Source organism: Dactylosporangium sp. CS-033363, assembly GCF_050942475.1.
In the GTDB taxonomy this organism is placed as follows: domain Bacteria; phylum Actinomycetota; class Actinomycetes; order Mycobacteriales; family Micromonosporaceae; genus Dactylosporangium.
The window spans coordinates 5,362,562-5,386,974 of sequence record NZ_CP192032.1 but is presented as its reverse complement, the minus strand read 5'-3'; the positions used below and the strand labels follow the sequence as shown (position 1 = coordinate 5,386,974).

General features: G+C 73.1%; 21 protein-coding genes. 11 read left to right on the top strand and 10 right to left on the bottom strand.

What is annotated here, in order from left to right:
* Window positions 1-2: 2 nt before the first annotated feature.
* From ACQPZ4_RS24965 to ACQPZ4_RS24945, 5 genes are all read left to right on the top strand, one after another.
* Entirely contained in the window at window positions 3-713 is a 711-nt protein-coding gene (locus tag ACQPZ4_RS24965; RefSeq protein ID WP_433065788.1) for a thymidine kinase, read from the top strand.
* Between the two features lie 35 nt (window positions 714-748).
* A complete protein-coding gene (locus tag ACQPZ4_RS24960) occupies window positions 749-1,114 on the top strand; it encodes a DoxX family protein (RefSeq protein ID WP_433065785.1) in 366 nt (121 codons plus the stop codon).
* A 1-nt stretch (window position 1,115) separates the two neighbouring features.
* Complete coding sequence (locus ACQPZ4_RS24955; RefSeq protein WP_433065783.1) at window positions 1,116-2,036, top strand: RNA polymerase sigma-70 factor; 921 nt, start codon at window positions 1,116-1,118, stop codon at window positions 2,034-2,036.
* Window positions 2,037-2,089: 53 nt separating this feature from the next.
* Window positions 2,090-4,867, top strand: coding sequence for an Hsp70 family protein (locus ACQPZ4_RS24950; protein WP_433065780.1), 2,778 nt, complete (start codon window positions 2,090-2,092; stop codon window positions 4,865-4,867).
* A gap of 65 nt (window positions 4,868-4,932) precedes the next feature.
* Window positions 4,933-6,180, top strand: coding sequence for an NUDIX hydrolase (locus tag ACQPZ4_RS24945; RefSeq protein WP_433065777.1), 1,248 nt, complete (start codon window positions 4,933-4,935; stop codon window positions 6,178-6,180).
* Between the two features lie 5 nt (window positions 6,181-6,185).
* On the opposite strand, the gene ACQPZ4_RS24940 is transcribed toward ACQPZ4_RS24945, so the two are convergent.
* The gene (locus ACQPZ4_RS24940; protein WP_433065774.1) at window positions 6,186-6,962 is read right to left on the bottom strand and encodes a phosphotransferase; all 777 of its coding nucleotides are present in this window, start codon (window positions 6,960-6,962) and stop codon (window positions 6,186-6,188) included.
* A 66-nt stretch (window positions 6,963-7,028) separates the two neighbouring features.
* Here ACQPZ4_RS24940 and ACQPZ4_RS24935 point away from each other — a divergent pair, with 66 nt between their 5' ends.
* Complete coding sequence (locus tag ACQPZ4_RS24935; RefSeq protein WP_433065771.1) at window positions 7,029-9,407, top strand: HelD family protein; 2,379 nt, start codon at window positions 7,029-7,031, stop codon at window positions 9,405-9,407.
* 92 nt (window positions 9,408-9,499) lie between these two features.
* Here ACQPZ4_RS24935 and ACQPZ4_RS24930 read toward each other — a convergent pair whose 3' ends face one another.
* Entirely contained in the window at window positions 9,500-10,063 is a 564-nt protein-coding gene (locus ACQPZ4_RS24930; RefSeq protein WP_433065768.1) for a histidine phosphatase family protein, read from the bottom strand.
* A 198-nt stretch (window positions 10,064-10,261) separates the two neighbouring features.
* On the opposite strand from ACQPZ4_RS24930, the gene ACQPZ4_RS24925 reads away from it, so the two are divergent.
* Window positions 10,262-10,897, top strand: coding sequence for a class I SAM-dependent methyltransferase (locus ACQPZ4_RS24925; protein WP_433065765.1), 636 nt, complete (start codon window positions 10,262-10,264; stop codon window positions 10,895-10,897).
* Window positions 10,898-10,899: 2 nt separating this feature from the next.
* Window positions 10,900-11,868, top strand: a complete 969-nt coding sequence (locus ACQPZ4_RS24920) for a tyrosine-type recombinase/integrase (protein WP_433065762.1) — start codon at window positions 10,900-10,902, stop codon at window positions 11,866-11,868.
* Between the two features lie 845 nt (window positions 11,869-12,713).
* On the opposite strand, the gene ACQPZ4_RS24915 is transcribed toward ACQPZ4_RS24920, so the two are convergent.
* From ACQPZ4_RS24915 to ACQPZ4_RS24905, 3 genes are all read right to left on the bottom strand, one after another.
* Window positions 12,714-14,396, bottom strand: a complete 1,683-nt coding sequence (locus ACQPZ4_RS24915; RefSeq protein ID WP_433065759.1) for an acyl-CoA dehydrogenase family protein — start codon at window positions 14,394-14,396, stop codon at window positions 12,714-12,716.
* A gap of 115 nt (window positions 14,397-14,511) precedes the next feature.
* Entirely contained in the window at window positions 14,512-16,083 is a 1,572-nt protein-coding gene (locus ACQPZ4_RS24910) for a hypothetical protein (protein ID WP_433065756.1), read from the bottom strand.
* Window positions 16,084-16,406: 323 nt separating this feature from the next.
* Window positions 16,407-17,858, bottom strand: coding sequence for an MFS transporter (locus ACQPZ4_RS24905; protein WP_433065753.1), 1,452 nt, complete (start codon window positions 17,856-17,858; stop codon window positions 16,407-16,409).
* A 58-nt stretch (window positions 17,859-17,916) separates the two neighbouring features.
* Here ACQPZ4_RS24905 and ACQPZ4_RS24900 point away from each other — a divergent pair, with 58 nt between their 5' ends.
* Window positions 17,917-18,426 (top strand): DUF664 domain-containing protein, encoded by a 510-nt coding sequence (locus ACQPZ4_RS24900; RefSeq protein ID WP_433065751.1) that lies wholly within the window; start codon window positions 17,917-17,919, stop codon window positions 18,424-18,426.
* Window positions 18,427-18,459: 33 nt separating this feature from the next.
* Here ACQPZ4_RS24900 and ACQPZ4_RS24895 read toward each other — a convergent pair whose 3' ends face one another.
* The 4 genes from ACQPZ4_RS24895 to ACQPZ4_RS24880 are packed head-to-tail and all read right to left on the bottom strand — an operon-like array spanning window position 18,460 to window position 21,446.
* Window positions 18,460-18,924, bottom strand: a complete 465-nt coding sequence (locus ACQPZ4_RS24895) for a MarR family winged helix-turn-helix transcriptional regulator (protein ID WP_433065748.1) — start codon at window positions 18,922-18,924, stop codon at window positions 18,460-18,462.
* 1 nt (window position 18,925) lies between these two features.
* Entirely contained in the window at window positions 18,926-19,882 is a 957-nt protein-coding gene (locus ACQPZ4_RS24890) for an endonuclease/exonuclease/phosphatase family protein (protein WP_433065745.1), read from the bottom strand.
* Window positions 19,879-20,265, bottom strand: coding sequence for a VOC family protein (locus tag ACQPZ4_RS24885; protein ID WP_433065742.1), 387 nt, complete (start codon window positions 20,263-20,265; stop codon window positions 19,879-19,881). Before ACQPZ4_RS24885 ends, ACQPZ4_RS24890 begins: the two co-directional genes overlap by 4 nt.
* Entirely contained in the window at window positions 20,262-21,446 is a 1,185-nt protein-coding gene (locus ACQPZ4_RS24880; protein WP_433065739.1) for a winged helix DNA-binding domain-containing protein, read from the bottom strand. Before ACQPZ4_RS24880 ends, ACQPZ4_RS24885 begins: the two co-directional genes overlap by 4 nt.
* Before the next feature lie 71 nt (window positions 21,447-21,517).
* Here ACQPZ4_RS24880 and ACQPZ4_RS24875 point away from each other — a divergent pair, with 71 nt between their 5' ends.
* Together ACQPZ4_RS24875 and ACQPZ4_RS24870 are read left to right on the top strand one after the other, a co-directional pair.
* On the top strand, window positions 21,518-21,838 hold the full coding sequence (locus ACQPZ4_RS24875) for a DMT family transporter (protein WP_433065736.1): 321 nt from the start codon (window positions 21,518-21,520) through the stop codon (window positions 21,836-21,838).
* A 1-nt stretch (window position 21,839) separates the two neighbouring features.
* A complete protein-coding gene (locus tag ACQPZ4_RS24870) occupies window positions 21,840-22,379 on the top strand; it encodes a TetR/AcrR family transcriptional regulator (RefSeq protein ID WP_433065734.1) in 540 nt (179 codons plus the stop codon).
* On the opposite strand, the gene ACQPZ4_RS24865 is transcribed toward ACQPZ4_RS24870, so the two are convergent.
* The gene (locus tag ACQPZ4_RS24865) at window positions 22,365-24,413 is read right to left on the bottom strand and encodes a 3-hydroxyacyl-CoA dehydrogenase NAD-binding domain-containing protein (protein WP_433066640.1); all 2,049 of its coding nucleotides are present in this window, start codon (window positions 24,411-24,413) and stop codon (window positions 22,365-22,367) included. The genes ACQPZ4_RS24870 and ACQPZ4_RS24865 overlap by 15 nt on opposite strands.

Genomic DNA, 24,413 nt, shown 5'->3' with positions numbered 1-24,413 from the left:
CCGTGACGCCAACCGACGACGACCCATCCGCCTGCGTGGCCGCCGGGGACTCCCGCACCCGCCGCGGCGGCCGGCTGAAGTTCTTCTACGGCCCGATGGACTGCGGCAAATCCACCCTGGCCCTGCAGATGGACTACAACCACGCGCGGCAGGGCCGCCACGGCCTGGTCCTCACGACGATCGACCGGGCCGGCCCCGGCCGCCTGTCGACCCGCATCGGCCTGGGCAAGGACGCCGTCGACGTCGCCGGTCTCGATCTGCGTTCCCTGGTCCGCGACCGCTGGGCCCGCGGCATCCGCGTGGACTACCTCATCTGCGACGAGGCCAGCTTCTACACCGTCGAGCAGATCGAGCAGCTCGCCGACCTCGTCGACAACTCCGACGTCGACGTGTACGCGTTCGGCCTCGCCACCGACTTCCGCACCTGCCTGTTCCCGGCCGCGCAGCGCCTGTTCGAACTCGCCGACGAGGTGACCCGCGTCCAGGTCGAGGTCCTGTGCTGGTGCGGCCGGACCGGCACGCTGAACGCCCGGATCGTCGACGGCCTCATCGCCCGCGAGGGCGACCAGGTCGTGATCGGCGACACCGCCGCGGACGACATCACCTCCCCGTCCCCGGCCGACGTGCACTACCAGGTGCTGTGCCGCCGCCACCACCGCGCCGGCAACCTCGGCCCGGCCGCGCGCGCCGAGGGACAGCTGCGCCTCGTCTGATGTCACCGGGTTCGGCGCTGTCTCGTCGTAGCGGCATGGACATCGCACTGTGGATCGCCACCGGCGCCCTGGCCCTCGTCGCCCTCGTCGGCGGCATCACGAAGACGTTCGTACCGCGGGAGAAGCTCGCCGCCGTGCACGGTGGCGGGTGGACCGCCGGGGTGAGCGCCGGGTTCGTCAAGACGCTCGGCGTGCTCGAACTGCTGGCCGCGGCCGGGCTGATCCTGCCGCGCCTGACCGGGATCGCGCCGGTGCTCGTGCCGGTCACCGCCGCCTGCTGGGTGCTGCTCATGGTGGGCGCGATGGTCACCCACGGCCGGCGGGGCGAGACTGGACTGGTGGCGCTCAACGTCGCGTACCTGCTGCTGGCCGCGTTCGTCCTCGCCGGCCGGGTGGCCTGACGTGGACCCGGCCACCGAGTTCGAGGCGCTGCGGCCGCTGCTGTTCTCCATCGCGTACCGCATCCTGGGCAGCGTCACCGAGGCCGAGGACGCGGTCCAGGAGGCGTGGCTGCGCTTCGCCCGCTCGAGCGTCGAACCGCACGCCGTACGGTCGTTCCTGTCCACCACGGTGACCCGGATCGCGATCGACGTGCTGCGCTCGGCCCGGATCCGCCGCGAGACGTACGTCGGCCCGTGGTTCCCCGAGCCGCTGCTCACCGACCCGTACGAGGACCCGGCGCGGTCGGCCGAGCTCGCCGACTCGGTGTCGATGGCGGCGCTGCTGCTCCTGGAACGGCTCAGCCCCCTGGAACGGGCGGTGTTCGTGCTGCGGGAGGTGTTCGGCTTCGACTTCCCCGACGTCGCCGCGGCCGTCGGCCGGTCCGAGGCGGCGTGCCGGCAGCTCGTCGTGCGGGCCCGCCGGCACATGGCGGAGGGCCGCCCGCGCTTCGAGGCCGACCGTCACGCCCGCGACGCCCTGGCCGACCGCTTCTTCGACGCCCTGCGCGACGGCGACGTGGCCGCGCTGCAGGACCTCCTCGCGGCGGACGTCACGGTCGCCGGCGACGGGGGCGGCAAGACGCCGCAGCTGGCCCACCCGGTCTTCGGCGCCGCGCACGTGGCCCGGCTGATCGGCACGGTCTTCCCGCGGATGGCCCAGGCGTCGGTGACGCTGCGGCGCCGGGACGTCAACGGGCAGCCGGGGGCGATCGCGTACGACCGGACCGGGCGGGTGCTGCACAGCCTGGCCCTGGACATCCTCGACGGGCAGGTGCAGACCATCCGCATCGTGCTCAACCCCGACAAGCTCGGCCACGTCGGCCCGGTCGCGGACGCCTGGGCCGTCGACCGCGAGGTCCGCGGTGTCACCCGCGGGTGGTGACTCCCTCGTTCCGGTCAATGACCACGGCGGGTACCGCGTCGTAGGGTGCGCTCGTGATCACTGTCGGGTACCGCCTCGGGATCGACTACGGCACCTCCAACACGGCGGCCGTGATCCAGGAGCCCGGCGGCCGGACCCGGCCCCTGCTGTTCGACGGCTTCCCGCAGCTGCCGTCCTCCGTGTGCGCCGGCTCCTCCGTGTGCGCCGGCGGCGATGGCCCGCTCGATGGCCCGCTCGATGGCCCACTCGATGGCCTGCTCGTCGGCCGCGAGGCGGTGCACGCGGCGAGGGTGCGCCCGGAGTGCTTCGAACCGCACCCGAAGCGGCGCATCGACGACGGGACGGTGCTGCTGGGCGACCGCGAGTACCCGGTGTCGCAGTTGATCGCCGCGGTGCTGGCCCAGGTCCGTGCGGAGGCGATCCGGACCATGGGCGGGCCGCCGGCGGGTGTGGCGCTGACGTACCCGGCGGCGTGGGCCGCGCCGCGCCGGGCGGTGCTGCTGGAGGCGGCCGCGCGGGCCTCCCTCTCCGGCCCGACCGCGCCCTCGGGCGGCGCTTTTGGGTCCCCGGCGGGCGCTTTTGGGCCCGCGGGCGGCGCTTTTGGGTCTTCGGGCGGCGCTGCGGCGTTTTTGGCCGGCCCTCCGGACCTGGTGCCGGAACCGATCGCGGCCGCCACCTGCTTCACCCAGAGCACCGGGGCCGACGTGCCGGTCGGATCGTGCGTCGCGGTGTACGACTTCGGTGCGGGCACCTTCGACGCGTCCATCGTCCGGCGTACCGAAAGTGGCTGGGACGTCACCGCCAGCGACGGTCTGCCCGATGCCGGCGGCCTGGATGTGGACGCGGCGATCGTCGCGTATCTGGGCGCGGTGTATGCGGAGGGTCACCCCGCCGAGATCCGCCGTCTCGACCAGCCCGCCTCCGCCGCGGACCGCCGCGCCCGGCGCAACCTGTGGGAGGACGTGCGGACCGCGAAGGAGATCCTGTCCCGCTCGGCCTCGACGTACGTGCACCTGCCCATCCTGGAGGTCGACGCGCCGCTGGGCCGCGAGCAGATCGAACGCCTGGCCGCACCGGTCGTCGGCCGGACCGTGGCGCTGACCCGCTCGGTGATCGCCGCCGCCGTACCGCCGGGCCGCCTGGCCGGCCTGTTCCTGGTGGGCGGCTCGAGCCGGATGCCACTGGTCGCCACCTTGCTGCACCGCGTGACCGGAACCGCACCCACCGTCATGGAACAGCCGGAACTGGCGGTGGCCCAGGGCAGTGTCGCCGCGGTGACGGCACCGTCACGGATCGTCCGCCCGCGCGCCGAGATCCGTTCATGGGCGGCGGTCCTCGGCGCGCCCGCGGTCTCGGAGGAAACGGCCGCGATCGTGGCCCGCCCCCTGCCGGGTCCACCGCCGCCTCGACAGCCGGAAGCGCCATCGGGAACGCCATCGGCACCGGAGGCGGAGAACGGGCCTGCCGCACCTGCATCGAACGGGCCTGCCGCACCTGCACGCTTGGCCGGGCCGGTCGCGGCCGAACCCGAGGCGTGGTCTGCCGCTCCCGCGCCCCCGGTCAGGTCTGCCGCACCCACGCCCTTGGCAGGGCCGGTCGCGGCCGAACCCGAGGCGTGGCCTGCCGCTCTGGAGTCGCCCGCCATCGAGGCGAGCTCACCCGCTGCCGCGCCGGCACGGGCCGGAGCTGCGGCCGCGGCCAGCCCCACCGACGCCCCGGCCGCGGGCGGAACTACTCCCGACGCCGCCGCCTCGCCACGGAATGTCGCGCCGGCCTTCCACGGAGCTGCCGCCGGCCGCGCCACTTCGGCCGAGGCCGGCACCGCCGCCGCGCCTCGCGATGTCGCGCCGGTCGCGGGCGGAGCTGCTCTTGGCGCTGCATCGGCTCTACACGGAGCTACTGCCGCCCGTGCCGCTTCGGCCGCCGCGGGCATCGCCGACGCTCAGCCCCGGGACGCAGCATTGGCCGCGCCCGGAGCTGCCACGGCAGACGGCCTGCCGGACGACGCCGGGTCGGCCGCGAACGGAGTTGCCGCAGCCGGTGCTGATTCGACGGAGGCCGGCGCCGTTGCCGCCGGCGTCCCGCCCCGCGATGCCCCATTGGCTGCGGACGGGCGTGCAGCGGGCGCGGCCGGACGTGTCGTCGGGAACGGCGTCGCGGCGGGTGATGGGGTCGTGGCTTTCCGTGAGCGGGATGATCTGGGCGCGAGCCGGGGTGGGCGGTCACTGTTCGTGGCCGTGTCGTTGCTCGCCGGGCTGGTGGTGATGACAGGGCCGGCGCGCGACCGGGTGCCGGAGTGGGAGTTCTGGCTCGGCGACGCGCTGCTGTACCCGGGGTACGCGATGTGGCTGGCCTACCTGTTCGCCGCGGCCGGACCCCGGGTGCTCCGGCGGCTGGCCTGTCATGTCGGGGCGCTGCTGGCCGGATGTCTCGTCGGGTACCTCGGCGTCGGCGAGATCTCGTCGCGGTGGGGATCCGTGGCGGTGCTGTCGGTACTCGGCGTGACGGTGCTGACCGGCGCGGCGATGGCGTTCGCGAGACGTACGGAGCGTCACCGAATCCGCACCGCCTTCGGCGTGGCCGATCTCGGCGGGCTCAGCCTCGCGCTGGCCGGGTTCGGTGCCGCGCACGGGTCGGACTTCACCGTCCGGGTCACGCTCGGGCTCGCGCTGGCCGGGTTGCCCGCTGTGGTCGCGTTCGTCGGGGCGGCCGCCGCCCTCGGCCGGTACGTGGCCGGCCGGGAGCCCGGGGCCGTGCGCTGGCTGCCCAGGACGGCCGCCGTGCTGCTCGCCGCCGGCGGCATCGGCACTGTGGTGCAGCTCCTGCGGTGATGCAGGTCGATCCGCCCGGGCGCGCCGGGACTGCGGTGGTGCGGCGCGCGTGACAGCATCTCCGGGTGCGTGTGTCCGTCGCGGTCGTTCATGGCCTGGTGTCCCGGCTCTCACCGGTCGACAGGCTCGGTGCCGAGCATCGCGCGGCGGCGCTGGGCTGGCTGGCGCGTACGGACGACGTGTTCCGCCGGGTCAAGCCGGCCTCCCCGCCGCAGCATCTGGTGGCCTACGTGGTGCCGGTCGCCGCGGACGGGCGGATCCTGCTCGTCGATCACCTCAACGCCGGGCTGTGGCTTCCGCCGGGTGGGCATGTCGAGGTCGACGAGGACCCTTCGCTGACCGCGCGGCGGGAGATCCGCGAGGAGCTCGGTCTGGGCGACGCGGGTCTGTCGCGGTCGCCGATCTTCCTGACCATCACGCGTACGGTCGGGCACGACCACGGCCACACCGACGTGAGCCTCTGGTACGTCCTGGACTGCGCCGGCGACGAGGAACTCCGCCCGGACGCCGGCGAGTTCCGCGCCGTGCGGTGGTGGACCCGCGACGAGCTGGCGGCGGCCGATCCAGGCCGCTTCGACCCGCACCTCTTCCGCTTCCTGACCACGCTCGACGCCACGCCCGGCGCCGCGCTCGACGGCGCGCCCGACGCCGCGCCCAACGTCGGGCTCGACGCCACGCCCGAGGCCGCGCCCAAGGGCGCGCTCGAACGGGGTGGCCTGGCCGGCGAACTGCATCGGCGGACCGGTCTCGAGCGGCTGCGCGGCGGCTCCGACCGCTTCGGCCCGGTCGCGGCCCAGCTGTTCACGTCCAGCGCGCACCACATCAGCGTCCGCGCCGGCTGCGGCGGTGGCTACGAGGTGATGGTGTGGAGCTACCTCGGCGACCCGGCCGCGGCGGGCCGGACGGGCGACCTGGACGAGATCACCGGCACCGTGCTCGACCTGCACGACGGGCGTACCGCCGAGGAGCTCGCCGAGCGCCACCCGTACCTCGCCGTCATCGGCCCGGCGGCCGGGATCGAAGCGCTCTGGCACATCCTCGCCGAACACAACGACGACGACACCGACGTGCCGCCCGCCCGCGCTGCCGCGGCGCACCCGGTGCTCCGCCGGGCGTGGCCGTGGATCAGTCACGGCACCCTCAACCTGTACGACCGCCGCGACCGGCCCAGCCAGGTCAGCCGGGGGCTGGCGTTCCACCCGGCGGTGGGCGGGTTCATGGTGCGGCCCTACGGCGGCGAGCTCCCCGCCGCCCTGCCGACGCCGGCCGCGATCGCCCGGGCGGCCGAGATTGTCGCGAAGTGGGAGAACTGACGCTGCTACAGGCCCTGCTCCGCGACCGCGACCCAGGCTGACGCCTCCTCCGGCGCGTGGAAGCGCAGCGACCAGTCGACCTGCCGCAGGCTGATGTGCGCCCAGCACGCCTCCACCACCGGCCGGGGCGCCAGATCGAACGCGAGGGCCCGCAGCCGCGGTACCAGAGCCGGAGCCCGGCGGGTGGCGTAGAACAGCATCGTCACCACGTCCAACGCGCGGGTGCCGCGGCCCGCGCCGTCCCAGTCGACGACGCCGGTCAGGGCCCCGGTCGGCGAGACGAGGACGTTGCCGGGGTGGAAGTCGAAGTGGACCAGGTCGTCGCCGGGCAGCTCGGTCAGCGGCACGGCCCGGATCGACGCCAGCAGTGCGGCGGTGCGAGGTGATGCCGCAGCCAGCGCGTCGTGGTGGCAGAAGCCGGGGCCGGGCTCGTGGAGGTACAGACGCAGCGGTTGGAAGCTTGTGCCCCGCAGCAGGCCCTCGCAGCGCGCGCTCGCCGCCAGCATCTCGTCGGTCAGGCGGGTGTCGAAGGCGGCCGGGGGTGAGCCCGGGAGGCGGGACTGCACGATGACCGGGCCGTCGACGAGGTCGTAGCTCGGGGCGGGGATGCCGGCGGCGCGGGCGAGGCGCAGGAGCGGTACCGATGCGGGATTGCCGGAACCGAGAACGCCCTCGCGGCCGTCGGGCCAGCGGACGAAACCGGCGCCGATCTCGCCGCCGGTGCACGGGCCCTCGTAGATTAGGCCGAGACGGGCGGCGTGGTTCGCGACATCGATTCGCACGGCGGGCCGCCCAACAGCTAGAGTAGAGCGTTCGGGCAACAAAAAAGACGCCACCAGGGCGTCGACATGCTGAATGTTAGCCGACTGGAGAGCGGATTGTCAAACCCATCCGACACAGCCGACATCGTCGAGGAGCAGGCGCACCTCGACGAGCTCTATGAGCACCTCGATCGCCTGCGGGAGGAGGCGTCGCAGCAACTCACCTCGACCCTGTTGCAGGGCGGCGGGACACCCGCGGACCGGTCGCACCGCGACTCGCAGACGGCGTTGTACTCCGACCGCATCGCGCAGTACAGCGCGGTCGAGAACGGGCTGTGCTTCGGCCGGCTCGACCTCACGGCGAAATCCGGGGACGAGGTGCGTTACATCGGCCGGATCGGGATCTTCGACGAGGAGAACGACTACGAGCCGCTGCTGATCGACTGGCGGGCCCCGGCGAGCCGTCCGTTCTACCTGGCCACCGCCGCTGCCCCCGACGGGGTACGGCGCCGCCGGCACATCCGCACCGAGCGGCGCACGGTCACCGGCCTGGACGACGAGGTCCTCGACCTGAGCGAGGCGCACGCCACCGGCCGCGGCGCGCACGACGGGGTGACCGGCGAGGCGGCGCTGCTGTCGGCGTTGACCGCCTCCCGTACCGGCCGGATGCGCGACATCGTCGAGACGATCCAGGCCGAGCAGGACCACGTCATCCGCGCCGACCTCAACGGCGTCCTCGTCGTGCAGGGCGGGCCGGGCACCGGCAAGACGGCGGTGGCGCTGCACCGGGCGGCGTACCTGCTGTACACCCACCGGCAGATGCTGTCCTCGCGCGTCGTGCTGATCGTCGGGCCCAACGCCACCTTCCTGCGCTACATCTCGCAGGTCCTGCCGTCCCTGGCGGAGACCGGCGTGCTGCTGGGCACCATGGGCGACCTGTTCCCCGGCGTCGTCGCCGACCGCGAGGAGCCGGCCGAGATCGCGGCGATCAAGGGCCGGGCCGAGATGGCCGACGTCCTCGCCGAGGCGGTGCGGGACCGGCAGCGGGTACCGTCCGAGCCGCTGCGCCTGCGCCTGGACCTGCTCGACGGCGCCGAGGTCGTGCTCGAGCCGGCCGTCATCGAGGACGCCCGGGAACGCGCCCGCCGCGGTGGCAAACTGCACAACCTGGCCCGCCCGACCTTCGACACCGAGATCATCCACGCGTTGTCGCTGGTGGTGGCGGACTCGATCGGGATCGACCCGTACGCCGACGACCCGCTCGGCGGCGACGACGCGCCCGGCGACGCGCAGCTGCTGGAGGAGGCCGACCTGGCCGAGATCCGGCGGGAGCTGCGCGGCGAGGCGGAGGTGCTCGGCGCCCTGGACTGGCTGTGGCCGATCCTCACCCCGCAGCAGCTGCTGGCCGCGCTGTTCGCCTCCGACAAGCGGCTCGCCGCGGCCGGGGCCGACCCGCGGCTGAAGCGGGCCCCGCGCGAGGGGTGGACGCCGGCGGACGTGCCACTGCTGGACGAGGCCGCGGAACTGCTCGGGGAGGACGAGACCGTCCTGGAGATCCTGGCCGAGCGGCGGCGCAGGCAGCAGGTCGCGTACGCCGAAGGGGCTCTGGAGATCGCGTTCGGCTCCCGGTCGATCGACGTCGAGGACGAGGACGACCCGGAACTGCTGTCGGTCACCGACCTGCTCGAAGCCGACCGGCTCGCCGAGCGGCAGGACGAGGGCGAGGCGCTGACCCCGGCCGAGCGGGCCGCCGCCGACCGCAAGTGGGCGTTCGGGCACGTGATCGTCGACGAGGCGCAGGAGCTCTCGGCGATGGCGTGGCGGCTGCTGATGCGCCGCTGCCCGAGCCGGTCGATGACCGTCGTCGGCGATGTCGCCCAGACGGGTGACCTCGGCGGGGCGTCGTCGTGGGGCGAGGCGCTGACCCCGTACGTCGGCGCGCGCTGGCGGCTGCGCGAGCTGTCCGTCAACTACCGCACGCCGGCCGAGATCATGTCGGTCGCGGCGCTGGTCCTGGCCGGCATCGACCCGGACATCCAGCCGCCGCGCTCGGTGCGCCAGGCGGGCGTGGAGCCGTGGGTGCGCGGCGTGGCCCCGTCCCGGCTCGGCGACGCCCTCGCGGAGGCGGTCGAGCAGGAGGCGGAGGCGGCCGGCGAGGGTCGCCTCGGCGTGATCCTGCCGGCGGGGATCTTCGAGGATCTGGTGCCGCACGTGCGCAAGGTCGCCCCCGACTGCGCGCTCGGCGAGGAACCGGACCTGACCACCCGGGTCGTCGTGCTGACCGTGAAGCAGGCCAAGGGCCTCGAGTTCGACGGGGTCGTGGTCGTGGACCCGGAGCTGATCGTCGAGGAGTCGCCGCGCGGCGCCAACGATCTGTATGTCGCGCTGACCCGGGCCACGCAGCGGCTCGGCATTCTGCATCCGGGCTCACTGCCGGACTCGCTGCACGCGGTCATCGGCATGTGACCCGGGAAGGGTAAGGCGGGAGCGTGATGGGTCGGACTCCAGCACGCTCACCGAACCGAGGGTGACTCTAGCAACCCCCGTTCGGGGACTTGTCAGAGGTGTCCCGTGTCATTGCTGCAGACCAGCACGGGCGGGCGTTCCGGCTGGTAGCGCACCACGCTCAGCCCCGTGTTGGCCACGTCCACGGCGAGCCAGCGCCACTCCGGCGCGCCGAGGACGTGCCGCACGAACCACGCGGCGACGAAACGGTGCGTGACGACGAGCTCGTGCCGTTCGCCGTCGCCGACCCGGCTGAGCCGGTCCACGGCGTCGGTGAGCGCGGCGGCGTCCTCGTCGCGCTCCTCGGCCGGGACCGCGTCCAGCCACGGCAGGTAGTGCGCGGGATAGCGCGAGCGGCGGCCGGGTGAGGGCACCGGCGTACGGTCCGCCGCGAGGTCACACGGGTGCGGCTGCACGCCGCTGGTCAGCGTCCCGGCGATGATCGCGGCGGTCTCGGCCGCCCGCGGCGCGGGACTGTGGTGGAAGCCGGTGAACGGCGTGCCGGCCAGCCGCCGGCCGACGAGCGCGGCCTGGGTGGCGCCGAGCGCGGAGAGCCCGTCGCCGCCGGTCGCCTGCTCGGCGTGGCGCACGAGGTAGACCGTGGTGCTGCTGCTCATGACCCAAGCTTCTCAGGCGTCGTCCTTGCGCCGCCACGAATCGACGTACAGCAATATCAGCAGCAGCGCGACCACCGCGATACCGAGGATGATCCAGACGAATACGGCATCTCCGCCCATGTTTGCGACGGTACCGAAGTGCACGTGCACGGGGCGTCGCACGCAGGAGTGACAGCCCGCCTGGTACGGTCCGCTCCGATGACCGCACAGTTCGTCCTCGACAACACCAGCCTGGCGCCCGTGCCGCTCGCACCTGAGGTCCGGCTCCGGCTCGCCGACGAGGCGATTGAGCTGTGGGAACGCACCGAGTCCGACCAGGGCGGGCAGATGCCGCCGCCGTTCTGGGCGTTCGCCTGGGCCGGTGGACAGGCCCTCGCGCGGTACGTCCTCGACCACCCCGGCCTGCTCGCCGGCCGCACCGTCCTGGACCTCGCCGCCGGTTCGGGCCTGGTCGCGATCGCGGCGATGAAGGCCGGCGCCGCGCACGTGACCGCCGTCGAGATCGACGAGCTCGCGGTGGCCGCGATCGCCATCAACGCCGAGGCGAACGGCGTGGCCGTCACCCCGCTGCTGGCCGACGTCCTCGAGCAAGAGCCAGACGCAGCGGTTGTACTGGCGGGAGACGTCTTCTACAGCCGCGAGATGACCCGCCGCATGCTCGACTACCTGCGCCGCGCCGCCCGCAACGGCGCGACGGTGCTCGTGGGCGACCCGGGCCGGGCGTACCTGCCCCGGGAGCATCTGACGCTGCTGGCGGAGTACGACGTGCCGGTACCGCAGACGCTGGAAGACACCCCGATCAAGCGCACCACCGTGTGGGCGGTCAACCCGTAACCATGAGCAGCCCCGAGCGCCTCCCCCCGCCCGCTCTGCCCGCCATCACGGAGGGTGCCGCGGACTTCACCGAGGCGTGGCTGGCCAACCGCAGGCTCTCGGCCCACACCCGCGCCGCGTACCGGCGGGACGTCCAGCAGTTCCTGGCCTGGTGCGCCGCCCGCGACCTGGACCCGCTGCGCACGTCGTTCCTGCACGTCAACGCCTACGCCCGGGACCTGGAGTCCACGGTCGATTCCCGAACCGGCAAACCCCTCGCCCCGGCGAGCGTGGCCCGGAAGCTCTCGGCGCTGTCGAGCTGGTACCAGTTCCTCCTGCGCCTGGAGGCGGTGCCGGCCAACCCGGTCGGCGGCGCGGACCGCCCCCGCGTCGACCGCGACGTCTCGGGCACGGTGGGCCTGGCCGCGGCGGAGGTCGACGCGATGCTGGCCGCGGCCGCCCGCCTGGACGGCCCGACCGCGGCCCGGGACCGCGCGATCCTGGCGCTGCTGGCGGACCTGGGGCTGCGGGTGGGCGAGGTGGTCGCCCTGGACGTGGACGACCTGGGCTCGGAGCGCGGCCACCGCACGGTGCGTTTCACCGGCAAGGGCGGCAAGGCCCGCCGCCGCGCCCTGACCCCTGGCGTGTTGCGGGCGCTGGACGACTACCTACCGTTACGGGGGAATGCGCCGGGCCCGCTGTTCGCGACGGCTACGGGCGGTCGAGTGGACAGGCACGCGGTGTTCCGGCTCGTGCGCCGCCTGGCCCGCGACGCGGCGGTGCCGGCGTGGGACCGGTTGAGCCCGCACTCACTGCGCCACGCGTTCGCGACGGCGGCCCGAGACGAGGGCGTGCCGCTGGAGGACGTCCAGGACGCGATGGGGCATGCGGACCCGCGCACGACCAGGCGCTATGACCGGGACCGGCACAACCTGGACCGCGACCCGGCCTACACGCTGGCCGCCGCCCGGGCACGGCGGGGAAGAGCCTGAAAACGCCGCTCTTGTACCGCCTGTGCCGCATTCAGACCACGCCAGTCACGCCCTTTCTCGGCCACGCCAGTCACGCCGGCACCGTGCACCCTTGGCACAAGTCGGCAGCGGCGACTTCTCGCTCCTCGCCACCTCGGCGGCGCTGCTCCTCGCTACCTCGGCGGCGCTGCTCCTCGCCACCTCCTTCCTGGCGGCCGGGGCCGTGCTGCCGCCGCCTCACCGCGGCAACGCGTTCCTGGGCACCTGCGTTGCCAACGCCAACGGACCGCGTTGGAGCACTGGACGCCGATCCGCCCGGCGCCGCAGACATTTGCCACGTTGCATTTCCCCGGCGACAGGCTGGGTGACGCTGGTTGCCCTGGCCGGCCGACTGGTAATGCCAATCCGCCCGGCCTGGTTCGCTGACGACACCGGGTGGCTGGAGCCACGTGCCTTGCCACGTTGCATACCGGCCCGTGCGGTGACGACGTCCCGCCGGGCCGAACCCGTGCGGTGAGGACGCTCAAGCAAGCCCAGGCCTCGTCCGGTGAGCTCACCCCGCCGGGCCGAGCCGGTGCGGTGACGACGCCGACCTGCCCAGACGCGCGCGGTCAGGACGCCCGCAGGCCCGAGCCGGTGCGGTGACGACGCCGATCTGCCCAGACGCGCGCGGTCAGGACGCCCGCAGGCCCGAGCCGGTGCGGTGACGACGCCGATCTGCCCATACGCGCGCGGTCAGGACGCCCGCAGGCCCGAGCCGGTGCGGTGACGACGCCGACCTGCCCAGACGCGCGCGGTCAGGACATCGGCCTGCCCGGACCGCGTGTCTTCGCCGCACTGAACGGCCCCGGCCAACCCGCGTGCGTTTACGGCGCGGTCACCAGCTGATCGAACCCGGCGTGCAGGTCAGCCGAAATGTCGGCATGCCCAAGCCGCCGAAGGATCCACAGCGACGCCAGCAGCGCCGGCCGCTCGTCCCCCCGCTCGGCGGCCCAAGCGGCGTGCTCGAGCAGTAGCCCGGCCGTGTACGCGTGCCCGAGCCGCAGCGCCAGCTCCCGCGCCCCCGCCACGACTCGAGCGTCGCGCGGGTCGCCGGCCGCGGTGGCCACGTCCCCGGCCAGGCGGGTCGTCGCCGCGGCCAGCGCCTCGGCCACGCCCGGCAAGCGGTGGGTGGCGGCATCGGCGGCCGCGGTCAGCCGGTGCAGCAGCGGCCGCCCGCCGTCCGCGGACAGGGCCCGCAGTACGTCGATCGAGAGCACGTTCGTGGTGCCCTCCCAGATCGGCAGCACCTGCGCGTCCCGCAGCAGCCGCGGAATGCCGGTGTCCTCGACATAGCCCGCGCCGCCGAAGCACTCCAGGTACTCGCTCGCCGAGGCCACCGCCAGCCGCCCGGTCGTGAGCTTCGCCAACGGCGCCGCCAGCCGCAGTTCGGCCGCCGCGTCGGCGTCCCCGTGCTCGGCCCGGCCCAGCAGCGCAAACGAGTGCGCCGCAAGCGCGAACGCCCCGGCCGCATCCACAGCGAGCCCGCCGAGCGTGGCCCGGTGCAGGGGATTGTCGGCCAGCACCCCACCGGCGATGGTCCGCTCCGCCGCGTACGCGAGCGCATACTCCAGCCCGCGCCGCATCCCCCCGGCCGCCGCGGCCGCGTTGTGCAGCCGGGTCACGACCACGAGCGTCATCATCGCGCCGAGCCCCGGCCGGCCGGGATCGGTCAGCGGAAACGCCCGAGCCCCGTCGAGCCGCACCTCACCCGTCGGCACCGCCCGTGTTCCGAGCTTGTCCTTCAACCGCAGCACTTGTACCCCTTGAGCCGGCAACACCCCGCCGCCCGCGTACCGGGGCACGAGGAACGGCACCAGGTTCCGGCTGCCGGCCCCAGCACCTTCAGGCCGGGCCAGCGCGACGGCCATCGCGGAGTCGACAGCCGAGCAGAACCACTTGTCCCCGGTCAGCACCCACCCCCCGGCCCCGTCCGCACGCGCCGTGGTGGTCGACCGCGCAATGTCGGACCCACCCTGCGACTCGGTCATCCACTGCCCCGAGGTGACCGCGACCGCCGGATCGGTCGACACGAGCCGGGCGAGCCACTCGCCCTGCGCCCCGGTCTGCGTCAACAGCGCGGCGGCCCCGTCAGCCATGGCGACGGGACACGAGAAGGTAGCCGACTCAGGCCCCCACAGGTGGAGCAGCGCCTGCTGCACAACCCGAGCCCCGGCCCCCCAGGTACCCCGAGCCTCGGGAAGATACGGCAACGCCACGACGGCATGCCGAGCCGCCGCCGCCCGCTGAGCCTGCCACCCGGCGGACGTGTCAACCCGCTCGACCCGCTCCCCCCAGGCGTCGAACCGCGTCAACACCGGCGGATGCGTCTCGGCGTCGTGATGCGCAACCCGCAGCGGCCCCAGCACCTCGGCGGACAGGTCCGACAACCGCTCCTTGGCCGCGGCATGCCCGTCCTCGCCCAGCAGCCGATCAAGCCAGCCGCGCAGCTGAGGGTCAGCGGTGTACGGGTCACGCAACGACGGCCCGGCCTGCACGAATCGCGTCATGCCAGCCAGGTTACCGACTAGTAAGCCCGCGCCTCGCACCGAGCCGAATTACCGATTATTGAATTACCGGTAATCGCAATACCGGTAATTCGGGGTCGGTCACAGAGCGTCGACCTCAGGACCCTGAAGGTCCTGTGCCACCCGACCGAGGCCGCTTCGTGGACTTGGTCGCCTTCGTTGCCTTGGCCGGCCGCCCGGAACCCTGCGGCCCCCTGGACTGCGGCGGAGCTCCGGCCGACGCCTGCGAAGCGGAAGCCGACCCCTGGGAAGCGGAAGCCGCCGTTTGCGACGCGGGTGCCGCGGACGCCGACGAGGCTTCGGTGGCCGGTGACGCGCTGTCATCCGCGGGCTTCGCCTGAGCCGGCGCCACCGAGTCAGCAACCGCCGACGCACTCGAAGCCGGCTCCGGCTCAGCTGCCGACCTCACACGACCAGAGTCGGCGCCACCGGGTTCCAGCGTGCCGTCGAGGTCCGCCACGCCGCCGTTCGCGGACCCGGTCGACGCCGTATCGCTGTCACTCGCCGGCTTCACCGATGCCGTGCTGCCGCTTGTGGATTTCAGGCCCGGGTCGGCGGTCTCCGCAGATCCGCGCCGTTCCGAGTCGCCGTCGCTGCCGTCGATCGACCTGTCGGTGTCGTCGTCCGCCGGTGAGGTGTCGCCGGGGTTCTGAGCATCGGTGACGGCCGCCGCGGGGGCGCCGGCCAGGAGCAGGGCGCGGCGCTTGCGGCGGGAGCGGATCACCGCGAACACCCCGACCGCGATCATCAGCAGGCCCACCACGCCGATGCCGGTCACGATGCGGGTGATGTCCTGCAGGGAGAGGCTGTCCAGGAACGAGCGGTCGACGGTCTTCGGCGCCTGGGCCTGCGCCGCCGGGGAGGGGGCGGCGGGGGCCGGGGGCGCGTACGGGGTGTACCGCAGAATCGTGGTCGGCTTCGGCTGGTCCGAGGTGGTCAGGAACTCGGTGCCGTCCCGGCTGTAGGCGATCGCCTCGCCCTGCGGCTCGCTCGGCAGCGGGGTGATCCGGGGCGTCGCGCCGCCCGTGATGGCCTCGACCAGGTCGCCGTCGGGGACGTCGAACTCGTAGGCGTCGGACATGGTGCGGACCACGGCGCGCTTGCCGTCCGGGCTCATCGCGGCGCCGGTCACGACGCCGGTGCCGAGGATGCCGTACGGGTTGGCAGTCCCCGTCGCCAGCGGTTTGAAGGTGCCGGCGCGGGTCAGGGAGGCCGGGTTCGCGTTGTTGGACGGCAGCGGCTCCTTCGTGGTGTACACCTCGCCGACCGGGTCCTTGGTGACGATCACCGGGTGGCCCTGGGCGTCGATGAGCAGTGCCTCGGCGTCGCGCGCCTTGCCGTCCGGGTACGCCAGGCGGTGCAGCACCGGAGCGTTCGCGCCCGGGGCGAGACTCCACAGGGCGATCGACGGGCGGCGGTTGCCCGAGCCGCCGGTCAGCGTGGTGTTGTCCCCGATGTCGGCGACCCACAGCGTGCCGTCCTTGGTGACCGCGAGGTCCTCCGGGTCGAAGGCGCTGCTCGGGTAGCTCACGCTGCGGGTCACCCGGCACTCGCTGTCCAGCAGGAAGATCTTCTCGCGGTTGCGCTCGACGTTGCTGTCGTTGATGACGGCGTACCCGTCCGCGGTCGCGACGAGCCCGGAGATCTCGGTCAGCTGCGGGTCACTCATCGTGCACACGGCGCTACCGCTGACGGCCGGGCCGAGGTTCGGGTTCACGGCACCCGACGCGCTCGGCGTCGGGCTGGGTGCTCCGGACGCCATTGATGGAATTGCCAGTACCGCCACCAACACCACCGACGCCCCGAACGCGCCCCCGACCCGCTGCCGCATGCGCGACAGTGTTGCAGACACCGCTGAGAAACCGGCCACAGCCCGCCCCGAATCCGATCATGCACCACCCGGGCCGCCACCCCCCGGGCGACGGCATCAATCCGTGACAAAGACGGATCCGGGCGACCATACGTTGCAGCGAATCGAGGGTAGCCGCACCATCACTCGCAGTGCGCCTCGACCCGCCCCACCGGCGCCACCGCCGAACCATCAGAGCGTGACGAAACGGTGACAGATCCAGCACGCGAAGGCGACCGCAGCAGCACCGCCGCCCCGACGATCGACACCGCCAGCAGGACCGCGCCGATCGTGAACGCCAGCCGGTAGCCGTCCGTGAGCGCCACCGCCTCCGAGACGCCCGACCGCACATGCGCGGCCGTGCGAGCGGCGGCCACAGTGGACAGCGCGGCCACCCCGATCGCCATGCCCAGCTGCTGCGTCGTGTTGAACAGCCCCGACGCCAGCCCCGCATCGTCCGCACGCGCCCCCGACATCCCGAGCCCCGTGATAGCCGGCAATACCAGTCCACCACCCGCGATGAGCACCATGACCGGCAGCAGATCGGTGACGTACCGCGCGTCGGACGGCAGCCGCGTCAGCCACCCGAGCGCCGCCGTCAGCAGCACCAGCCCCGCGATCAGCACGGCCCGCTCCCCGAACCGCTGGATCAGCCGCGCCGACACCCCGAGAGACACGGCCGCGATGCTCAGCGCCGCTGGCAGCATCGCCAGCCCGGTCTGCAGCGCCGTGTAGTGCAGGACCCGCTGCATGTACAACGCGATGAGGATCTGGAACGAGAACATCGCCCCGATCATCAGCACCTGCAGCACGTTGGCCCCCGCGACCTGCCGCGACCGCAGCACCCGCAACGGCATCAGCGGGTTGCGCGCCCGGGCCTGCCGCAGCACGAACAGCCCGAGCAGCACCGCCGCCACACCAGCAGTGACGAGCCGGTTACCCCTCGTCTGCACCACGGCATAGATCCCGGTCATCAGCCCGGCCGTCACCAGGAGTGCACCGAGCACATCCGCTCCGGCGCGCAGCCCCAGCCCGCGGTCGGCCGGCAGGTACGGCACGGCCAAAGCCAGCGTCGCCAGACCGATCGGCACGTTGATCAGGAAGATCCAGTGCCAGCTCAGCGCGTCCGTCAGCACCCCGCCGAGCACCTGGCCCAGCGACGCGCCGGCCGCACCGGTGAACGAGAACACGCCGATCGCCCGGGCCCGCTCGCGCTGCGCCGGGAACAGCGTGACCAGGATCCCGAGGCTGACCGCGCTGAACATCGCCCCGCCGACCCCCTGCAGGAACCGGGCCGCCAGCAGCATCGACGGCCCGGTCGCGAGCCCGGCGAGCACGGAGGCGGCGACGAACACCGCGGTACCCGCGATCAGCACCCGCTTGCGCCCGAGCAGATCGCCGAGGCGCCCCGCGAGCAGCAGCAGGCTCCCGAACGCGATCAGATAGGCATTGATCACCCACGTCAAGGCCTCGGGTGTGAAGTGCAGGTCACGCTGCATGACCGGCATGGCGACGGTGACGATGCTGCCGTCGAGGATCACCATGAGCATGCCGGTCGCGAGCACGGCGAGGGCGAGCCAACGATTCTGTCCCATAAGCCCGACCGTAGCAGATCGTCTGCTACAGAACTATCTCTGACGGGATGAACTGACTGTGACGAACTTCCCCGAACCCACCGAGCCGGCCGCCGACCGCGCCGAGGTGTTCCTGCGCTACCTCGACTTCTTCCGCGAGACCCTCATCGAGCGGGTCGCCTCGATGCCCGAACCGGCCCTGAACACCAGCGCGCTGCCGTCCGGCTGGACCCCGCTCGGGCTGCTCAAGCACCTGCGGTACGTCGAGCTGCGCTGGCTCGAGTGGGGCTTCGAGGGCCGCGAGATCGCCAACCCGTGGGGCGACGACGGCCCCAACGGCACCTGGCTCGTCACCGAAAGCGACACCCGCGAGACGCTCAGCGACGAACTCCGGCAGCAGGGCGAGGCCACCCGGGCCGTCATCCTGCGTCACGACCTCGACACGAAGGGTGCGCCGGGCGAGCGCTGGGAAGGAGCGGAACCGCCGACCCTCGAGCGCGTGCTGTTCCACCTGGTGCAGGAGTACGCCCGTCACGTGGGCCACATCGACATCGCCGCGGAACTGGCCGGCGGGAAGCGCGGCGAATAGCCCAAAAGCGGCAAACCCAAGAACGGAGAAGCCCTACTGCCGGGCCCGCCGAACCCCCTGCGCCTCGACCGGCGCGGCCAGATGCCCCTGCGCCAGCCGCGTCAACGCCCGCACCAGCACCGAGCGCTCATCGTCGGGCAGCGCATCCAGTACCGCCGCGTGCACGGAATCGGCGATCTCCTGACTCCGCGCCGCCATCTCCGCCCCCGAGGGCGTCACGGCGATGATCCGCGCGCGGCGGTCGGTGCTCGACGCCCGCCGCTGCGCGTAGCCGGCCTTCTCCAGGGCGTCGACGGTCACCACCATCGTGGTCTTGTCCATCCCGCCGATCTCCGCGAGCTGGATCTGCGTCCGCTCCTCGCCGAGCGCATGCACGAGCACGCAGTGCATCCGCGGCGTCAGGCCGATCTCCGCGAGCGCCGCCGTCATCCGCGTACGCAGCACGTGGCTGGTGTGGTCGAGCAGGAACGACAGGTCCGGCGTCAGCGGGGCGGCCATGTCACCCAGCATAGAAGCCCGCGGGCAGCACCAGCTCGGCCACGACGGGCCGGTGGTCACTCTCACCCGCCGGCCGCGTCCCGTATTCGCGCACCCCGATCCGGGCGTCGATCAGCACGTGGTCGAGCGTGATCGGCGGCGTCCAGAAGGGCAAGGTCTCCGTCTTGTACGGCCACGTCGCCGCCAACCCCCGCCCGCGCTCCGCCGCCGCGTCGCGGTAGCCGGCCCGCAGGAGCTTCCGCAGTACCGCATGATCGAGGGTGGCATTGAAGTCCCCGAGCAGGATCCGCGGCGGCCCGAGCGCGGACGGCACCGCCTGCGTCGCGATCTGCTGCTGCCAGATCCGCACCCGCCCCTGCCGCGGCGGATAGGGGTGCGCGGACTCGATGAGCACCGGCCCGGCGCCGGGTACGTGCACCGTCGCCGACGTCTGCTGCATCGGGATCCCGCCGAGGCTGCGCGCGGCCGGGTCCTCGATCGGGTGCCGGCTGAACAGCCCGGACCCGCCCCCGCCGGGCGCGGTCGACACGACCCGGTGCGGCAGGAGCGCGTCGATGCCGGCGTCGTCGAGCGCGGCCAGCCCCTCGTCGGTGAGCTCCTGCACCGCCAGCACGTCCACGTCGTCGATCTTCAGCTGGTCGACGAACGCGAGGGTGGCGTTGCGCCCGAAGAGCAGGTTCGCGCACATCACCCGCAGCCGCACCCCGTCGCGCGGCACCGGCGACGGGACCAGCCGCGGCACGACCAGCGCCGCGAGGACCACGCCGCAGGCGAGCAGGACCAGTCCCGGCAGCACCGCGAGGAACGTGACCGCCGCACCGGCGACGAGCGCGGCCGGCGCCGCGTACGGGGTGTACGAGACGAGCTGCACCAGCGGCGTCCCGCGCTCGGCCCCGAGCACACGCACGACCGTGAAGACGGCGGCGAGCACGGCCGCCGCCCAGCACACCGCGGTCACGCCGCCGGCTCCGGATCCCGCGCGAGGCAGAACGGATGGCCGGCCGGGTCGAGGAAGACGGTCCAGCGGCCCTCGCCCGGCTGGTGGCCGGCCCGCGTCGCGCCGAGCTCGAGGAGGCGTTCCTCCGCCTTGACCGGGTCGGCGGCGTAGAGGTCGAGGTGGAACTGCTGCGGCACGCCCGAATCGGGCCAGGTCGGCGGGCGATGGCCGGGCACCCGCTGGAACGACAGGTTGATCCCGCCCGGCGACACCGGGCCCAGGGTGGCGTAGTCGTCGCCGTCGTACTCCCGGGTCGCCCCGGTCACCGCCTGGTAGAAGTCCGCCAACCCCCGTGGATCGGCACAGTCGAGGGTGACCGAGCCGACGCGTGCAACCACCGTCATGGCACGACCGTACCGGCGAGGTCTGACAGTTTTCGCTCAAGCGGGGCCCGGAACCTGGGAGTCACCCGTGCGCCGCCCAGCCAGCCCTGCAGTTCATCCGCGGCGCGGGCGACGGCCTTGCGCACGGCCGGCGTGACGTCCTCGGTGAACTCGGTCGCGACCCGGCCCGAGGCCTGCTGGCCCCAGCCGCCGACGATGCGCCCGCCGGACCAGATGGTCGGCCCGGCGTTTCCGGTGCGGTCGAACAGCGCGGGTGCGTGCTGCCCGAGGTACCAGAGCCGGCTCTGAAACCCCATGACCGTCGGGTCGAGGCCCGGCAGCAGGGCCACCCACGGCCCGGGGTCGTCGACCGGGGCGGTGTCGTCGGGCAGCACCCAGCCGGTCTCGCCGCCGTCCAGGGACACTTCCACGGCGGCCAGGTCCCGCAGCGCCGCCTTGGTGTGCGTCATGGTCCAGCCCGTCCACCATTTCAGGTCCGCGGTTGTACCGGGGCCAAAGCGCGCCAGCCACGCCCGCGCCAGCTCGGTGCGGGCCGCGGCGGGGTCGAGCTCGGGCATCGGCTCGGGAAGCCAGTCGGGCAGGCACGACCACGCGTACTGGCTGCTGATCCACGTCCCCACGGGCCGGCCGCGCACGATCCGCCCGTCGGCCGCGAGCAGGAACAGGATCCGGCTGGTGACGTACTGCGTACCCTGCGGAAACACCAGCTGGCTGCGCAGCCGCGGCTCGTCGGCGGCCAGTTGCGCGGCGGTGGCGCTCCCCCGCCGGCGCAGCGCCTCGTACGCCGACTCGGAGACGTCCTCCAGCCACGCGGCGTCGCCGACCCCGCACTCGGCCAGGTGTTTGAGCAGCAGGCGGCGCTGCTCGGCGGCGACGGCCCGGGTCGCGCCGGCCTGCACGACGGCGGCGAAGCCGGACGGGACCACGAACATCGTGCGGCGCATGCCGAGCATCCGCAGCAGCGAGCGCCGCTCGTACAGCGCCTCCTCGAGATCCGCGACGAGGGGCCGGTGCAGCCGCGCGGCGACGGACAGGTGGACGGTCGCCGGGTCGGTGGCGTGCAGGGCGACGAGATCCGAGGCGACCTCTTCCGCCGTTTTCCGCGGGTGTACTGGACCAGCCAGGCCGTGCCGCACCGCCAGCCGGGCCCGCCGCTGGGCGGTGTCGATGTGCAACGTCACACGCACCAGTATGCCGATCACGACCAGCAACTTGTACGATCGTACTAGTTGCCGCGTCTGAGGAGGTCGTCGTGGCGTACATCATGCTCGGACTCGCGATCGCCGTGGAGGTGGTCGGCACCAGCCTGCTCAAGGCCACCGACGGGTTCACGAAGCTGTGGCCGACGGTCGGCGTGCTGGCCGCCTACACCCTGGCGTTCGTGTTCATGGCCCAGTCGGTGAAGGAGGTGCCGGTCGGTGTCGCGTACGCGATGTGGTCCGGCCTCGGCACCGCCGCCATCGTCGCGATCGGCGCGGTGTTCCTCGGCGAGCCGCTCAGTGTCCTTAAAGTGGTGGGGGTGAGCCTGGTCATCGCCGGTGTCGTGGTGCTGAATCTCGGCGGCGCGCACTGACGTGGGTACCAGCAAAGACCCTGAAGGCCGCAAGCGCGCGCTGGCCGAGGCCGTGGTCGCCGTCGTCGCCGAGGTGGGCGTCGGGCGGGTCACGCACCGGATGGTCGCGGCCCGGGCCGGCGTGCCGCTCGGCGCCACGACCTACTACTTCCCCACCCTGGCCGACCTGATCGCGGCGGGCCTGGCGCTGGTCAGCGACTCGACCGCCGGCGACCTGGACGAGTGGCGGGCGGCGATCGACGCGGCCGACGACTTCCCGGCGGTGCTGAGCCGGCTCGTCGCGGACTATCTGGCGGACAAGCCGAAGGCGCTGCTCGAGTACGAGCTGTACCTCGCCGCCGCCCGCGTCCCCGAGCTGCGGCCCCTCGCCCGGGCGTGGCTCGACGGCCTGCACCAGGTCCTGGCCCCGCGGGCCGGGGACCGTGCCGCGCGGGCCGTCAGCGCGCTCATCGACGGGGCGATGCTCCAGGCCGTCGTCACCGGGGATCCCCTCGACGCCGCCGGCCTGGAAGCCGCGATCCGCTCGCTAGTTGAAGGTTGAGCCTTCCTCGGCCTTGCGCAGCAGGAGCGGCGGCGGGGTGAAGCGCTCGCCGTACCGCTCGGCCAGCTCGTTCGCCCGCGCGATGAAGCCGGGCAGGCCGCCGTCGTACTGGTTGACGTACTGCAGCACCCCGCCCGTCCAGGCCGGGAACCCGATGCCGAGGATCGACCCGACGTTGGCGTCGGCGACCGAGGTCAGCACGTCCTCGTCGAGGCACTTGACCGACTCGAGCGCCTCGGCGAACAGCATCCGCTCCTGCATGTCGGCGAAATTTGTTTCTCCATTTTTGCCGAAATGCTCTTTGAGTCCGGGCCACAACCCGGTGCGCTTGCCGTCCGTGTACTCGTAGAAGCCCGCCCCGCCGGAGCGTCCCGGGCGGCCGAAGTCGTCGACCATCCGGTCGATCAGCTCGTCGGCCGGGCTCGGCGTCCAGCTGCCGCCGCCCGCGACGATCGCCGCCGCCGTCGCGTTGCGGATCTTCTGCGGCAGGGTGAGCGTGAGTTCGTCCATCAGCTGCAGTACCGGAGCGGGATAGCCGGCCTGCAGGGACGCCTGCTCGATCGACGGGGCCGGGACGCCCTCGGCGAGCATCCGCAGGCCCTCCATGGTGAACGTGCCGATGACCCGGCTGGTGAAGAAGCCGCGGCTGTCGTTGACCACGATCGGAGTCTTCTTCAGCAGCCGTACCACCGCCAGGGCCTTGTCCAGGGTCTCGTCGGAGGTGTCGGCGCCGCGGATGACCTCGACGAGCGGCATCTTGTCGACCGGGGAGAAGAAGTGCAGCCCGATGAAGTCGGCGCGGCGGCGGACCCCCTCGGCGAGCATCGAGATCGGCAGCGTCGAGGTGTTGGAGCACAGCAGCGCGCCCGGGGCGACGACGTCCTCGATCTCCGCGAACACCTTGTGCTTCAGGCCCGGGTCCTCGAACACGGCCTCGATGACCAGGTCGGCGCCGGCGAGGTCGGCGACGTCCGCGGTCGGGGTGATCCGGTCCAGCAGGGCCTGGTCGTGGCGGCGGCTCTCCGCGTACGCCTTGCCCTTCCGCGCGCCCTCGAGGGTGACGTCCTTGAGCACCACGTCGAGGCCGTTCTTCGCGCACACGTACGCGATCGCGGCGCCCATCATGCCGGCCCCGAGCACCGCCACCTTGGTGAACGTGACCTTCCCGCTGCCGCGCGAGTTCGCGGCCTGCAGGTCGAAGAACAGCGCCTTGATCATGTTCTTGGCGGTCTGGCTGGTCGCGAGCTCGGCGAAGTACCGCCCCTCGATGACGAACGCGGTGTCGAGGTCGACCTGCGCGCCCTCGACGGCGGCGCAGAGGATGTTGCGCGGCGCCGGGTACGGGGCGCCCTTGAGCTCCTTGCGCAGCGTGGCCGGGAAGGCGGGGAGGTTCGCGGCGAACTTGGGGTTCGTCGGCGTGCCGCCGGGGATCTTGTACCCCGCGACGTCCCACGGCTGCACCGCGTTCGCGTTCGCGGCGATCCACTCGCGGGCCCGGTCGACGAGTTCTGCGGCGGGCGCGAGCTCGTGGACCAGGCCGACGTCGAGGGCTTTGGCGGGGCGGTGGCGCTGGCCTTTCAGCAGTACCTGCATCAGGGCCTCGGTGATCCCGAGCAGCCGGACGGTGCGCACCACGCCACCGGCGCCGGGCAGCAGGCCGAGGGTCACCTCGGGGAAGCCGATCTCGATCCGGCCGTCGTCGGCGACGATCCGCCGGTGGCAGGCCAGGGCGAGTTCGAGCCCGCCGCCGAGCGCGGATCCGCTGATCGCGGCGACGACCGGCCGGCCGAGCGTCTCCAGCCGGCGCAGCAGCGACTTGAGGTGCGTGGTGGACGCCATGATGTCGGCGGCCTGGTCGGGGCCGATGCTGCCGAGCAGGTCCAGGTCGCCGCCGGCGAACCAGGTCTTCTTGGCCGAGGCCAGGATGACGCCGGTGATGTCGGCCTTCTCCGCGTACAGCCGGTCGACCACGGCGCCGAACGCCTCGGTGAACGCGGCGTTCATGGTGTTGGCGGACCGGGCCGGGTCGTCCAT